General features: G+C 74.1%; 13 protein-coding genes. 3 read left to right on the plus strand and 10 right to left on the minus strand.

Translation table 11 applies throughout. The features are described 5' to 3' along the window. The 3 genes from ACZ6Q9_RS26575 to lysS form a co-directional block, all read right to left on the minus strand. Window positions 1-94, minus strand: a 94-nt coding sequence (locus tag ACZ6Q9_RS26575) for a Clp protease N-terminal domain-containing protein (protein WP_425454139.1), incomplete at its 3' end; no start/stop codon positions are given. 451 nt (window positions 95-545) lie between these two features. Continuing rightward, on the minus strand, window positions 546-896 hold the full coding sequence (locus tag ACZ6Q9_RS26580; RefSeq protein ID WP_342672168.1) for a histone-like nucleoid-structuring protein Lsr2: 351 nt from the start codon (window positions 894-896) through the stop codon (window positions 546-548). 110 nt (window positions 897-1,006) lie between these two features. Beyond that, window positions 1,007-2,515, minus strand: a complete 1,509-nt coding sequence (gene lysS, locus ACZ6Q9_RS26585; RefSeq protein ID WP_393268321.1) for a lysine--tRNA ligase — start codon at window positions 2,513-2,515, stop codon at window positions 1,007-1,009. A gap of 91 nt (window positions 2,516-2,606) precedes the next feature. On the opposite strand from lysS, the gene ACZ6Q9_RS26590 reads away from it, so the two are divergent. After that, window positions 2,607-3,347 carry a class I SAM-dependent methyltransferase gene (locus tag ACZ6Q9_RS26590; protein WP_393458077.1) on the plus strand — a complete coding sequence of 247 codons (741 nt, stop codon included), beginning with the start codon at window positions 2,607-2,609 and terminating at the stop codon, window positions 3,345-3,347. A gap of 53 nt (window positions 3,348-3,400) precedes the next feature. Here the strand turns inward: ACZ6Q9_RS26590 and ACZ6Q9_RS26595 are convergent, their stop codons facing one another. From ACZ6Q9_RS26595 to ACZ6Q9_RS26625, 7 genes are all read right to left on the minus strand, one after another. Beyond that, complete coding sequence (locus tag ACZ6Q9_RS26595; RefSeq protein WP_350709398.1) at window positions 3,401-4,159, minus strand: type III pantothenate kinase; 759 nt, start codon at window positions 4,157-4,159, stop codon at window positions 3,401-3,403. A 32-nt stretch (window positions 4,160-4,191) separates the two neighbouring features. Beyond that, on the minus strand, window positions 4,192-5,088 hold the full coding sequence (gene nadC / locus ACZ6Q9_RS26600) for a carboxylating nicotinate-nucleotide diphosphorylase (RefSeq protein WP_393458074.1): 897 nt from the start codon (window positions 5,086-5,088) through the stop codon (window positions 4,192-4,194). Next, window positions 5,085-6,779: an L-aspartate oxidase gene (locus ACZ6Q9_RS26605; RefSeq protein ID WP_396830124.1), complete on the minus strand. Its 1,695-nt coding sequence runs from the start codon at window positions 6,777-6,779 to the stop codon at window positions 5,085-5,087. Before ACZ6Q9_RS26605 ends, nadC begins: the two co-directional genes overlap by 4 nt. A gap of 90 nt (window positions 6,780-6,869) precedes the next feature. Continuing rightward, window positions 6,870-7,763 (minus strand): septum formation family protein, encoded by an 894-nt coding sequence (locus tag ACZ6Q9_RS26610; protein ID WP_396830123.1) that lies wholly within the window; start codon window positions 7,761-7,763, stop codon window positions 6,870-6,872. A 210-nt stretch (window positions 7,764-7,973) separates the two neighbouring features. Beyond that, complete coding sequence (gene panD / locus ACZ6Q9_RS26615) at window positions 7,974-8,396, minus strand: aspartate 1-decarboxylase (RefSeq protein ID WP_396830122.1); 423 nt, start codon at window positions 8,394-8,396, stop codon at window positions 7,974-7,976. A gap of 36 nt (window positions 8,397-8,432) precedes the next feature. Beyond that, window positions 8,433-9,281, minus strand: coding sequence for a pantoate--beta-alanine ligase (panC, locus tag ACZ6Q9_RS26620; RefSeq protein ID WP_357703458.1), 849 nt, complete (start codon window positions 9,279-9,281; stop codon window positions 8,433-8,435). Between the two features lie 29 nt (window positions 9,282-9,310). After that, a complete protein-coding gene (locus ACZ6Q9_RS26625) occupies window positions 9,311-10,288 on the minus strand; it encodes a Rossmann-like and DUF2520 domain-containing protein (RefSeq protein WP_396830121.1) in 978 nt (325 codons plus the stop codon). Between the two features lie 213 nt (window positions 10,289-10,501). Between ACZ6Q9_RS26625 and ACZ6Q9_RS26630 the strand changes: the two genes are divergently transcribed. Beyond that, window positions 10,502-11,665, plus strand: a complete 1,164-nt coding sequence (locus ACZ6Q9_RS26630; protein ID WP_466021440.1) for an SAM-dependent methyltransferase — start codon at window positions 10,502-10,504, stop codon at window positions 11,663-11,665. Then, window positions 11,662-12,849, plus strand: coding sequence for an NADH-quinone oxidoreductase subunit D (locus ACZ6Q9_RS26635; protein ID WP_393268343.1), 1,188 nt, complete (start codon window positions 11,662-11,664; stop codon window positions 12,847-12,849). Before ACZ6Q9_RS26630 ends, ACZ6Q9_RS26635 begins: the two co-directional genes overlap by 4 nt. Window positions 12,850-12,868: the final 19 nt, after the last annotated feature.

Consider the following 12,868-nt stretch of genomic DNA (forward strand, 5'->3'; position numbering starts at 1 on the left):
GCTCCGTACCGATGTAGTTGTGGTTGAGCATCCGGGCCTCTTCCTGGGCCAGGACGACAACCCGTCGCGCTCGGTCGGTGAACCGCTCGAACATGCCCTCGTGCTCCTCACGTGCCGTGCGCCTTGATGGTCTAGATCTTGGCGGGGCCGGTGCGCGGACGTCCGGGACGGGCGTCCGTGCCTACTTACTCTATCGCCGCAGACCGACTCCGCTGAGGTCGTGTGTCCCCGCCAGAGGCCGCGTACGCGTCGTTTTACTCAACCGTCCGCGCTCAGGGGGTGTTCCGCGACCCCCGCCTGTACGCGCAGAGCGAAATTCGGGCACCGGCCGGACCGCGTCCGCAGGCCGGTGCCGGCACCGGCGCGGCCCCGAACCCGGGCCGCCCGGGAGTCGTCCACAGGCTGTGGACAAGTTCTCCACCGGCTGTGGACAACCTCCGTCGGGGCGAAATTCTTCCCGGTCCCGGCGCACCCGTGGGCGGATACGGCGACGCCGGCCCGGAGTCGTGCTCCGGCCCGGCGTCTGTCGCCCGTCGGCGGTCGGGTCAGTGACCGGCCTTGGAGTGGTACTCGTCGACGATCTCCTGCGGGATCCGGCCCCGGTCGGAGATGTCCTTGCCGGCCTTCTTGGCCCAGGCCCGGATCGCCTTGTTCTGCTCCCGGTCGGCGGTGGCGCCGCCCCGGCCGCGTGCGGCCCGGCCGCCCACGACGACACCGCCCCGGCCCACCTTGGTCCCGTGGGCGATGTAGGGAGCGAATACGTCACGCAATTTCTCGGCGTTCGAGCTCGACAGGTCGATCTCGTACTGAACGCCGTCGAGCGCGAACTTGACGGTCTCGTCAGCGTCCCCGCCGTCCAGGTCATCGACCAGCTTATGAATGATCTGCTTGGCCACGTCCCACATTCCTTTCGAGCAGGGTGCTCCTGCAAACTTGAGAGCACAATAACCCGTGCGACGCTTGTCGCGTCAATAGGATGCGGTAACGACCCGGTGCGAGTACGCGACTACTCCGGCCGCACCAGGGGGAAGAGGATGGTTTCCCGAATTCCCAGGCCCGTCAGCGCCATCAAGAGCCGGTCGATTCCCATTCCCATACCCCCGGCCGGCGGCATTCCGTACTCCATCGCCCGGAGAAAGTCCTCGTCCAGCCGCATCGCCTCGTCGTCGCCGCGGGCCGCGAGCTGCGCCTGGGCCAGCAGCCGCTCCCGCTGCACCACCGGATCCACCAGCTCCGAGTACGCCGTCCCCAGCTCGAAACCGAGCACGTAGAGGTCCCACTTCTCGGCCAGCCCCGGCTCGCTGCGGTGCGCCCGGGTGAGCGGGCTGGTCTCCTCCGGGTAGTCGCGGACGAAGGTGGGTGCCTGGAGGCCGGGGACGACCAGTTCCTCGAACAGCTCCTCGGCCAGCTTGCCCGGCCCCCACTTCGGGTCGACCGCCAATCCGACCTTGTCGGCGTACTCGACGAGGCGGGCGTGCTCGGTGCGTACCGTGACCTCCTCGCCGAGCGCCTCGGAAAGCACCCCGAAGAGGGTCACCGAGCGCCACTCGCCGCCCAGATCGAACTCCCGGCCGTCGGCGTGGGTCACCACGGTCGAGCCGGCGACCGCGATCGCCGCCTGCTGCACGAGATTGCGGGTCAGCTCCGCCATCGTGTCGTAGTCGCCGTACGCCTGGTATGCCTCGAGCATCGCGAACTCCGGGGAGTGCGAGGAGTCGATGCCCTCATTGCGGAAGTTGCGGTTGATCTCGAAGACCCGGTCGACGCCGCCGACGACGGCCCGCTTGAGAAACAGTTCCGGCGCGATTCGCAGATACAGGTCGGTGCTCAGCGCATTGCTGTGGGTCACGAATGGCCGGGCCGCCGCGCCGCCGTGCAGCAACTGCAGCATCGGGGTCTCCACCTCGATGAAGTCCCGGTCGTGCAGCGAGTCGCGCAGGCTGCGGACGGTCGCGGCCCGGGTGCGCACCATCTGGCGCGCCTGCGGCCGGACGACCAGGTCGACGTAGCGCTGCCGGACCCGCGCCTCCTCGCTCAGCGGCTTGTGCGCCACCGGCAGCGGGCGCAGCGCCTTCGCCGTGACCGCCCACTCGTCGGCCAACACGGACAGCTCACCCCGGCGGCTGGTGATCACCTCGCCGGTCACCCCGACGTGGTCGCCGAGATCGACGAGGCGCTTCCAGTCGTCCAGCCGCTCGGCGCCGACCCGGTCCAGCGAGAGCATCGCCTGCAACTCGGTGCCGTCGCCGTCCCTGAGGGTGGCGAAGCAGAGCTTGCCGGTGTTGCGTACGAAGATCACCCGGCCGGTGACCGAGGCGCGGTCGCCGGTGGCGGTGTCGGTGGGCAGCTCGGCGTACTTCTCGCGGATCTCGGCCAGCGTGCTGGTCCGGGGAAATCCGACCGGGTACGGCTCGACGCCCTCGGCGAGCATCCGGTCCCGCTTCTCCCGGCGGACCTTCATCTGCTCGGGAAGGTCGTCGGCGGGATCGACTGGCACGGGAGTCTGCTCGGTCACGGCACGCTTCCTCAGAAGGAGATTTCGGGCGGGGTCAGGCCCCGAGCGTACTCAAGGCGCCAGGGAGGCGTTACGGGATAACCTGCCCGCCATGACCGACCCCACTCACGCCCTGTCGTTCGGTGCGGCGGCGGGCGATTACGACCGGTTCCGGCCCCGCTATCCGGAGGAGGCGGTGCGCTGGGCGCTCGACGGGCTGGGCGCGCCCGCCCGCGTCGTCGACCTGGGCGCCGGGACCGGCATCCTCACCCGCGGGGTGCTCGCCCTCGGACACGAGGTGGTGCCCGTCGAGCCGGACCCCGGGATGCGGGCCCGCCTGGACGCCGTCACCCCGGGCACCACGGCCGTGGCGGGCAGCGCCGAGTCGGTGCCGCTGCCGGACGGCGCGGCCGACGCGGTGCTGGCGGGGCAGGCGTACCACTGGTTCGACCGGGAGCGGGCGCACGCCGAGATCGCCCGGCTGCTCCGGCCCGGTGGCGTCCTCGCGCCGATCTGGAACCTGCGGGACGAGCGGACCGGCTGGGTGGCGGAGCTGACGAAGATCGCCCGAATGGGCGGCAGCGCCGACGACCTGGCCAGCCGGGTCGGCGACTTCGGACCGGCGTTCGCGCCGGCCGAGCAGGCCGTTTTCGCGCACCGCACCACGCTCACCCCGGACGAGCTGGTCGGGATGGTCCGGACCCGCTCGTACTACCTGACGGCCGACCCGGAACGGCGGCGGGACCTCGACCGGGAACTGCGCGACCTGCTGGACACCCACCCCGACCTGGCCGGGCGGGAGCGCTTCGACCTGCCGTACCGCACCCTCGTCTGCCGCGCCCGGCGGCGCTGAGGCCGGCGGCGGCGCCCGGCCCCGGCGGCGGCCCGGGACCGGGGCCGGCGGGGTCAGACGTTGCGGTCGTAGACCATCCGCAGGCCGATCAGGGTGATCATCGGCTCGTGGTGGGTGATCGTGCGGCACTCGTTGATCACCAGGCCGGCGAGCCCGCCGGTGGCGATGACGGCCCGCACCTCGCCCAGCTCCTCGGTCATCCGCTCGACGATCCGGTCGACCTGGCCGGCGAAGCCGAAGTAGAGGCCGGACTGGAGGCACTCGACGGTGTTCTTGCCGATCACCGAGCGGGGCCGGGTGGCCTCCACCTTGCGCAGCTGGGCGGCTCGGGCGGCGAGCGCGTCGAAGGAGATCTCGATGCCCGGCGCGAAGGCGCCGCCGAGGAACTCGCCCCGGTCGCTGATCACGTCGAAGTTGGTGGTGGTGCCGAAGTCCACCACGATCGACGGCCCGCCGTAGAGGGTGTACGCGGCCAGGGTGTTCACCACCCGGTCGGCGCCCACCTCCTTCGGGTTGTCGATGGCGAGCTGCACACCGGTGCGCACCCCGGGCTCGACGATCACGCTCGGCAGGTCGGCGTAGTAGCGGGACAGCATGGTGCGCAGCGAGCGCAGCGCGGCCGGCACGGTGGAGCAGGCCGCCACCCCGGTGATCTCAACCGCGTCCCCGGCGAGCAGGCCCCGGAACTTCAGGCCCAGCTCGTCCGCCGTCGACCGCGCATCGGTCTTGATCCGCCAGGAGTGCACCAGCTTGTCGCCGTCGAAGGTCGCCAGCACGGTGTTGGTGTTTCCGATGTCGATGCAGAGCAGCACGCACGAAGCCTAGACAACGACCGGCCGCCGGCTCACTCGGTGCGCAGGTCCATGGCGATGTCAAGGATCGGCGAGGAGTGGGTCAGCGCGCCCACCGACAGGAAGTCGACGCCGGTCGCCGCGTACCGCGCCGCGACGTCGAGGGTCAGCCCGCCGGTCGCCTCCAGCTCCGCCCGGTCCCCCACGGCGGCAACCACCTCGGTGAGCATCTCCGGGGTCATGTTGTCCAGCAGCAGGAACTCCGCTCCGGCCTCGACGGCCTCCACCGCCTCGGCCACCGTGTCCACCTCGACCTGCACCGGCACGTCCGGGAACGTCTCCCGGACCCGACGGAAGGCCGCCGTGATCCCGCCCGCCGCCAGCTTGTGGTTGTCCTTGATCATGGCGACGTCGTGCAGGCCCATCCGCTTGTTCGTGCCGCCGCCGGCGCGGACCGCGTACTTCTCCAGGGCGCGCAGGCCCGGGGTGGTCTTGCGGGTGTCCAGCACCATCGCCTTGGTGCCGGCCAGCGCGTCCGCCCAGGCCCGGGTGTGGGTGGCCACCCCGGACATCCGGCAGAGCAGGTTGAGCGCCGTCCGCTCGGCGGTGAGCAGCAGCCGGGTCGGGCCGGTCACCGTGGCCAGCACGTCGCCGCGCGCCACCCGCGCGCCGTCGTGGGCCACCAGCGACACCTCGACCGTACGGCCGGCACCGGTCACCTCGCCGACCAACTCGAACACGGCCGCCGCCACGGCCAACCCGGCCACCACGCCGTCGGCGCGGGCCACCAGGTCGGCCGTGTCGGTCTGCCCTGCGGGGATGGTGGCGACGCTCGTGACGTCGAGGAAGTCGGGCCCCAGGTCCTCGGCGAGCGCGTTCCCGATCACCCGCCGCACCTGCGCCGGGTCCAGGCCGGCGTCCCGCAACGCCCGCTCCGTCGACTCCGTCATCGATTCCCCTCCCACTGAGACGTCATCCGGCCCTGCGCCCCGACCGCGCCGACGAGGTGGCCGAGCCACCGCTCGTCGGCCGTCGGGAAGTCCTCCCGCCAGTGGCAGCCCCGGGTCTCCCGGCGGGCGTACGCGGCGGCGACCAGCGCCGACGCCACGGTGATCAGGTTCGTCGCCTCCCAGTCGGCCGTCCGGGGCCGGCCCCGGCCCGCGCCGAGCCCGGTCAGCGCGTCGGCGGTCCCCGCGAGGGTCTGCGCCGAGCGGAGCACGCCCGCGCCCCGGGTCATCGCCCGTTGCATGGTCGGCGTCACCTCGGCCGGCACCACCCAGCCCTCGCCGCCGACCCAGGCGCCGGTCGACGCCGGCTGGGCCTGCTCCGGCAGCCCGACAGCGACGTCCTCGGCGATCCGCCGGGAGAACACCAGCCCCTCCAGCAGGGAGTTGCTGGCCAGCCGGTTCGCGCCGTGCACGCCCGTGCAGGCGACCTCGCCGCAGGCGTACAGGCCGGGGATGGAGGTGCGACCGCGCAGGTCGGTGCGGACGCCGCCGGAGGCGTAGTGGGCGGCCGGGGCCACCGGGATCAGGTCGGCCGCCGGGTCGACCCCGATGGCCAGGCAGGACGCGACGATGGTCGGGAAGCGCCGGGCCAGGAAGTCGCCGCCCAGGTGCCGGGCGTCGAGGAAGACGTGGTCCGCGCCGGTGGCCAGCAGCACCCGGTGGATGCCCTTGGCCACCACGTCCCGGGGCGCCAGCTCGGCCAGCTCGTGCTGCCCGACCATGAACCGCTTGCCGTCGCCGTCGACCAGGTGGGCGCCCTCGCCGCGCAGGGCCTCGGAGACGAGCGGCTGCTGGGCGTGCCCGGCGCCCGGCGCACCCGCACCGGCCGGGGTGATCAGCGCGGTCGGGTGGAACTGGACGAACTCCACGTCGGTGACCGCCGCGCCGGCGCGCATCGCCAGCGCCACCCCGTCCCCGGTCGAGACGGCCGGGTTGGTGGTGGCCGCGTAGATCTGGCCCATCCCGCCGGTGGCCAGGACGACCGCCCGGGCCAGGATGGCGCCCACCCCGTCCTCGCTGCCCTCGCCGAGCACGTGCAGGGTGATGCCGCAGGCCGCGCCGAGCCCACCCGGGCCGTCTCCGGGCGCGCGCAGCAGGTCCAGCACCAGGGCGTGCTCGACCAGCCGGATCCACGGGTCGCGGCGGACGGCGGCGTGCAGGGCCCGCTGGACCTCGGCCCCGGTGGCGTCGCCGCCGGCGTGCACGATCCGGTCCGCCCGGTGCCCGCCCTCGCGGGTGAGCATCAGCGAGCCGTCCGGGTTGCGGTCGAACTCCGCTCCGATCCGCATCAGCTCGCGCAGCCGGGTCGGGCCCTCCTCGACCAGCACCCGCACCGCCGCCGGGTCGCAGAGCCCGACGCCGGCGATCTCCGTGTCGGAGGCGTGCGCGGCCGGGGTGTCGTGCGGATCGAGCACGGCGGCGATGCCGCCCTGCGCCCAGCGGGTCGAACCCTCGTCGATGTTGACCTTCGTGACCACGGTGACGTGCAGGCCCGCCTCCCGCAGGTGCAGCGCGGCGGTGAGCCCCGCCACCCCGGAGCCGACCACGATCACGTCGGTGGTCTCCACCCAGCCGGGCGCGGGGGCGGCCAGCAGTCGGGGCAGCGCCGGCAGGTCCACGGTCGGAAGGTCCATGCCCACAGTCAACCCGAAGGTCCCTCGCGGGGGGCGGCGGGGGCGGGACGAGTGGTTTGGGCCATCGCGTCCGGTGGCCGGGTGGGGGGCCTACCTCGTCCGGACCGGCAGGGCGGCCGGGCCCGCGCCCCTCAGGGAGCCGGTCACCGTACGGTCGTCGAGCCACAGGTAGCAGCGGACGCCGCGGTCGCCGACGCGCCAGCGCCCCGCCCCCGGCGGTCGCACCACCACCCCGCTGCGAAAGCGCAGGTCCGCGTCGTCGGGCACCCCCACGTAGCGACCCAACACGGAGCGGCAGCCGGCATAGAGCGGGGCCCAGTCGGCGGCCCGGGTCGGGTACGGGCGGTCCGGCGCCCGCCACACCCCGACGAACTCGGCGTCGTGCCGGGTGGCGCAGTCGACGGGGAGCAGCGTCCGCACCGACCCGCCGCCGGCCCTGGTCTGCTGGCAGCCCAGCCGCAGCGGCGACGGCCCGCGCAGCGCGTCCCGCAGGCTGCCGGAGCGGGTGACCACCGTGGCGGCGGCCTCGACGGTGCTCACCTCGGTCAGGTCGCACCGGTACCAGCGGGAGCCGGCCGCCCAGCCGGGCCCGGACGGCAGGGCCACCGCCAGCCGGAGCCGCCCGGCCCGCCAGTCGTCGCCGACGTGCCCGGTGGCGCGGGCGTCGCAGTCGGCGAACGCGCCTCGCAGCTCGGCCGAGCCGCCCGGCGGCGGGGTGGCCCGCTCGGCCGGGAAGGCGCCCACGTGCACGGTCTCGACCCGGTGCGGCGCGGCGCAGTCCACCGGCGCGTACGCCGCCAGGGTCACCACGTCGGTGAAGTCGGCGGCCTGGCAGACGCCGGCGGCCGGGGTGAACGAGCCGGGCGCGGGCAGGGCCGCCCAGTCGTCGGTCAGGTCACCGTCCGGCCCGGCGGAGCCGGCGCAGCCGACCAGGAGGACTGCCGCGCTCACGGCGGCGAGCAGGGTGGTCATCGAACGGCGCATCGCGGCCTCCCCCAGCCACCGCGTCTCTCCGACGGGCACCCAGACTACCCACCGCTGCCCTCCGGTGACAGACCGCGTTTGCGCTCCCACTCACCCCCACTATGCCGCGATCTTGCAGTTACCGCCCGGGCAAACAGGACTTGTGGTGACAAAAGGCGGGCCGCAAGTGCAAGATCGCGGGGAACGGACGGGGCGGGCGGGGCCGGCGGGTCAGACGGCGGCGTAGGGGTTGGGGATCGGGGTGCCGGCGGTGCCGGGGGCGGCGGTGGTGGGGTCGGCGTTCAGGTCGACGATGCGGTTGTCGGCGTCGACGTGCACGACCCTCGGCCGATAGGCCCGGGACTCGGCGTCGTCCATCTGCCCGTACGAGATGAGGATGACCAGGTCACCCGGGTGCACCAGATGGGCGGCGGCACCGTTGATGCCGATCACGCCGCTGCCCCGCTCGCCCGGGATCACGTACGTCTCCAACCGGGCCCCGTTGGTGATGTCCACGATCGCCACCTGCTCGCCGGGGATCAGGTCGGCGGCGTCGAGCAGGTCCTCGTCGACGGTCACCGAGCCGACGTAGTGCAGGTCGGCCTGGGTCACCGTGGCCCGGTGGATCTTCGACTTGAGCATGGTGCGCAGCATCGGGATGCCTTTCGCGGAAACTGGTGGGGGTCGGGTTCAGGAACGGGGGGCGAGCCGGATCGCCGCGTTGTCGATCAGCCGGGTGCCGCCGACCCAGGCGGCGACGAGCAGCCGTGCCGGACCGGACACCGGCCCCGGCTCCAGGTCCGGGTCGGTGAGCACCAGGTAGTCGAGCCGCGCACCGGGCGTACCGGCGCCGAAGGCGGCGTGCGCGGCGGCGAGCACGGCCCCCGCGTCACCGCCCGCGTCGGCGGCCTCGGCACCGGCCCGCAGCGCCGCCGACAGGCTCAACGCGGTCTCCCGCTCGGCCGGGGAGAGGTAGCGGTTGCGGCTGGACAGGGCGAGCCCGTCGGGCTCCCGTACGGTGGGCACGCCGACGACCTCGACCGGCACGTCGAGATCCCGGGCCATCCGCCGCACCAGGGTGAGCTGCTGGTAGTCCTTCTCGCCGAAGAACGCCAGGTCGGGGCGGGTGAGCTGAAGCAGCTTCAGCACCACCGTCAGCACCCCGTGGAAGAACCCGGGGCGGCTCTGCCCCTCCAGGTCCTCGCCGAGCGGGCCCGGGTTGACCCGGACGCGGGGCTGGCCGTCCGGGTACATGTCCGCCACCGACGGGGCGAACACCACGTCGGCACCCGCCCGCCGGCAGATCTCCAGGTCGGCGTCGAGGGTGCGCGGGTAACGGTCGAAGTCCTCGTTCGGCCCGAACTGGAGCGGGTTGACGAAGATCGTGACGAGCACGTGGTCAGCCCGCTCCCGGGCCGCCCGCAGCAGCGTCTCGTGCCCGGAGTGCAGGGCGCCCATGGTCATCACGACGCCGACGGTGCCCTTGAGCCCGTCCCGCGCCGCGGCCAGCTCGGCGCGGGTGTGCACCAACTCCGTCACGCGGCCCCCTCCGTCCACCGTCGGCCCGTTCACGCGGCCACCTCCCGCCGGGGCCCGGCCAGCACGCCGAGCAGCGACTCCGCGTCGACCGGGCGGAGCCGGCCGGCGGTGATGGCCCGGTCGGCCGTACGCCGGGCCAGGGCCAGGTAGGGCGGGACCGACTCGGGTGCGGTGGCGGCGAGCCGGGCCAGGTGCCGCTCGACCGTGCCGGCGTCGCCCCGGGACACCGGCCCGGTCAGCGCGTCGTCGCCGAGGCGCAGCGCGTTCTCCAGGGCGGCCCGCAGCAGCGGGGCGAGCACCTTCTCCGGCTGGGCCACCCCGGCGTCGCGCAGCCGGTCGGCCGCCTCGTTGACCAGGGTCACCAGGTGGTTGGCGCCGTGCGCCAGCGCCGCGTGGTAGAGCGGCCGGTCGGCCTCGCCAACCCACTCCGGCACGCCACCGAGGTCGGCGACCAGCCGGGCGGCCAGGGGGCGCAGCTCCACCGGGGCCGTCACGCCGTACGAGATGCCGGCCAGCCGGGCGAGGTCGTCCGGCGTACCGGTGAAGGTCATGGCGGGGTGCAGGGCGAGCGGCCGGGCGCCCGCCGCGGCGGCGGGGGCGAGCACGGCCAATCCGTGCGCGCCCGAGACGTGCGCCACGACCTGGCCGGGACGCAGCGCGCCGCTGTCGGCCAGGTCGGTGACGACCCCGGCGAGCGCGTCGTCCGGCACGGCGACCAGCAGCAGGTCGGTGGCCGCGCGGGCCACGGCGGCGGCGGAGCGGCGGGGCACCCGGGGCAGCAGCAGCGCCAGCCGGGCCCGGGAGGCACCGGAGCCGCCGGAGGCGGCGGCCACCCGGTGGCCGGCGGCGACGAGCGCGGCGCCCAGCGCCGCGCCGACCCGGCCGGCGCCGACGACGCCGACGGTGAGCGTGCGCGGGAAGGAGAGCGGGGCGCCGGATGTGGCGCCGCCCGACGGTACGGCGGCCGTAGGCGGGGTGGCCGCCTGCGGGCGCAGCGGTGCGCTCATGGCAACGATCCAGTCCTCGGAGGGGGTACCGGTCGATCGCAAGTATGCGCCGCCGTGACGGAGCCGAAACAGGGTCTGTGAAAACCTTCACCGGGCGGTGCGCGGGGCGTTCCCGGCGGCGCGGGCGGCCGGCTGCGGCTACAGTGCCGCCTGTGACGAAGCGGGTCGTGGCGGACGAGATCTGGTCGTCCACGCGGGACGAGGGATGAACTGATGCCGGTCCGCTGGCGGGACGCCATGGACCGGGCGCTCTACGGGCCGGGCGGGTTCTTCGTCGCCGGCTCCGGCCCGGCCGACCACTTCCGCACCAGCGTGCACGCGTCCCCCGCCTTCGCCGCCGCGCTGCTGCGGCTCGTCGAGCAGGTCGACGCCGCCCTCGGCCACCCCGCTGTCCTCTCCGTCGTCGACGTGGGAGCGGGCCGGGGTGAGCTGCTGCGCCAGCTCTCCTCCGCACTGGGGGTTGCCCGGCCCTCGCTCTCGCCCGGCCCGGCGTCCGCCGGTCCCGCGCCCTCCACGCCTGTTCCGCTCGCCTCCCGGGTACGCCTCACCGCCGTCGAGAAGGCGCCCCGACCGGCCGACCTGCCGGGCGGGATCGACTGGCTGGACGAGATCCCCGACGGGATCACCGGGCTGCTGGTGGCTACCGAGTGGCTGGACAACGTGCCGCTCGACGTGGCGGTGCACACCACCGACGGCTGGCGCTACCTGCTGGTCGACCCCACCACCGGTGCGGAGACCATCGGTGACCCGGTCGAACCCGCCGACGCGGACTGGCTGGCCCGGTGGTGGCCGGTGTCAGCGGTCGGAGCGGACGGGATCGGCCCGACCGGGTCGGGGTTCCGGGCGGCCCGACCCGCGGAGGGATCAAGCCTGACCGCCCGGAGCGGGTCGGGCCGCCCGGAACCCCCCACCGGGGTGCGCGCCGAGATCGGCCGGACCCGCGACGAGGCATGGGCGGACGCCGTGCGCCACGTCGACCGGGGGCTGGCGTTGGCCGTGGACTACGGACACCTGCGAGGCGGCCGGCCCGTGGACGGGACGTTGACCGGGTACCGGGCTGGGCGGCAGGTGCCGCCGGTGCCCGACGGGACCCGCGACGTCACCGCACACGTCGCCGTCGACTCCGTCGCCTCCGCCGGTGAGCGGGTCGCCCGGTGCGCGTACGACCTGGTGTCGCAGCGGGAGGCGCTGCGGGCGCTCGGGGCCGACGGCGGGCGACCGGTGCTGAGCCTGGCCGCCAGCGACCCGGTCGGTTACGTGCGGGCGCTCGCCGCCGCCTCGGCCGTGGCGGAGCTGACCGACCCGGCCGGGCTGGGCGGGCACTGGTGGCTGCGGCAACCGGTCGGCGTCGACCCCGCGCGGTTCATGGCACGATGACGGACATGACCACGGACGCCGGCGACCTCCGCGAGCTGACCGTCGGCACCGGAGCGGGCCTGGTGGCGGGCACCGGCGGGGAGCAGCTCGGCACCGACATGGTGCTCAACATCGGGCCGCAGCACCCCTCCACCCACGGCGTGCTCCGGCTGAGGCTGGTGCTCGACGGCGAACGCGTGGTGGCCTGCGAGCCGATCGTCGGCTACATGCACCGGGGCGCGGAGAAGCTCTTCGAGGTCCGCGACTACCGGCAGATCATCGTGCTGGCCAACCGGCACGACTGGCTCTCGGCCTTCTCCAACGAGCTGGGCGTGGTGCTCGCCGTAGAGCGGCTGATGGGCATGGAGGTGCCGGAACGGGCCACCTGGCTGCGGATGGCCCTCGCGGAGCTGAACCGGGTGCTCAACCACCTGATGTTCCTCGGCTCCTACCCGCTGGAGATCGGCGCGATCACGCCGATGTTCTACGCGTTCCGCGAGCGGGAGACGATCCAGGCCGTGATGGAGGAGGTCTCCGGCGGCCGGATCCACTACATGTTCAACCGGGTGGGCGGCCTCAAGGAGGAGGTGCCGTCCGGCTGGACCGGCCGGGCGCGGGCCGCCATCGCGGAGGTCCGCGGACGCATGCCGGACCTGGACAACCTGATCCGGCGCAACGAGATCTTCCTGGCCCGCACGGTCGGCGTCGGCGTGCTCACGGCGGCGGACGCCGCCGCGTTCGGCGCGTCCGGGCCGGTCGCCCGGGCCTCCGGCCTCGACCTCGACCTGCGCCGCGACGAGCCCTACCTGGCCTACGACCAGCTGGACGTGCCGGTGGTGACGAAGACCGCCGGGGACTGCCACGCCCGCTTCGAGGTGCTGCTCGACCAGGTGTACGCCTCGCTCGACCTCGCCGAGCAGTGCCTGGACCGGGTGGACCGGCTCACCGGGCCGGTCAACACCCGGCTGCCGAAGGTGCTCAAGGCGCCGGAGGGCCACACCTACGCCTGGACCGAGAACCCGCTCGGCATCAACGGCTACTACCTGGTCTCGCGCGGCGAGAAGACGCCGTGGCGGCTCAAGCTGCGCACCGCGTCGTACGCGAACGTGCAGGCGCTGGCCACCCTGCTCCCCGGCTGCCTGGTGTCGGACCTGATCGCCATCCTCGGCTCGATGTTCTTCGTGGTCGGCGACATCGACAAGTGACCCGCGCCGCCCCGGTCGC

It is taken from the genome of Micromonospora sp. NPDC049139, assembly GCF_055586845.1.

Excerpts from the sequence above, each read along its gene's own strand:
- ACZ6Q9_RS26635 (WP_393268343.1), top strand. The coding sequence starts at position 11,662 with ATGACGGACATGACCACGGACGCCGGCGACCTCCGCGAGCTGACCGTC.
- nadC (WP_393458074.1), bottom strand. The coding sequence starts at position 5,088 with ATGACGGAGTCGACGGAGCGGGCGTTGCGGGACGCCGGCCTGGACCCG.
- ACZ6Q9_RS26610 (WP_396830123.1), bottom strand. The coding sequence starts at position 7,763 with ATGCGCCGTTCGATGACCACCCTGCTCGCCGCCGTGAGCGCGGCAGTC.
- ACZ6Q9_RS26625 (WP_396830121.1), bottom strand. The coding sequence starts at position 10,288 with ATGAGCGCACCGCTGCGCCCGCAGGCGGCCACCCCGCCTACGGCCGCC.
- ACZ6Q9_RS26605 (WP_396830124.1), bottom strand. The coding sequence starts at position 6,779 with ATGGACCTTCCGACCGTGGACCTGCCGGCGCTGCCCCGACTGCTGGCC.
- panD (WP_396830122.1), bottom strand. The coding sequence starts at position 8,396 with ATGCTGCGCACCATGCTCAAGTCGAAGATCCACCGGGCCACGGTGACC.
- ACZ6Q9_RS26630 (WP_466021440.1), top strand. The coding sequence starts at position 10,502 with ATGCCGGTCCGCTGGCGGGACGCCATGGACCGGGCGCTCTACGGGCCG.
- ACZ6Q9_RS26590 (WP_393458077.1), top strand. The coding sequence starts at position 2,607 with ATGACCGACCCCACTCACGCCCTGTCGTTCGGTGCGGCGGCGGGCGAT.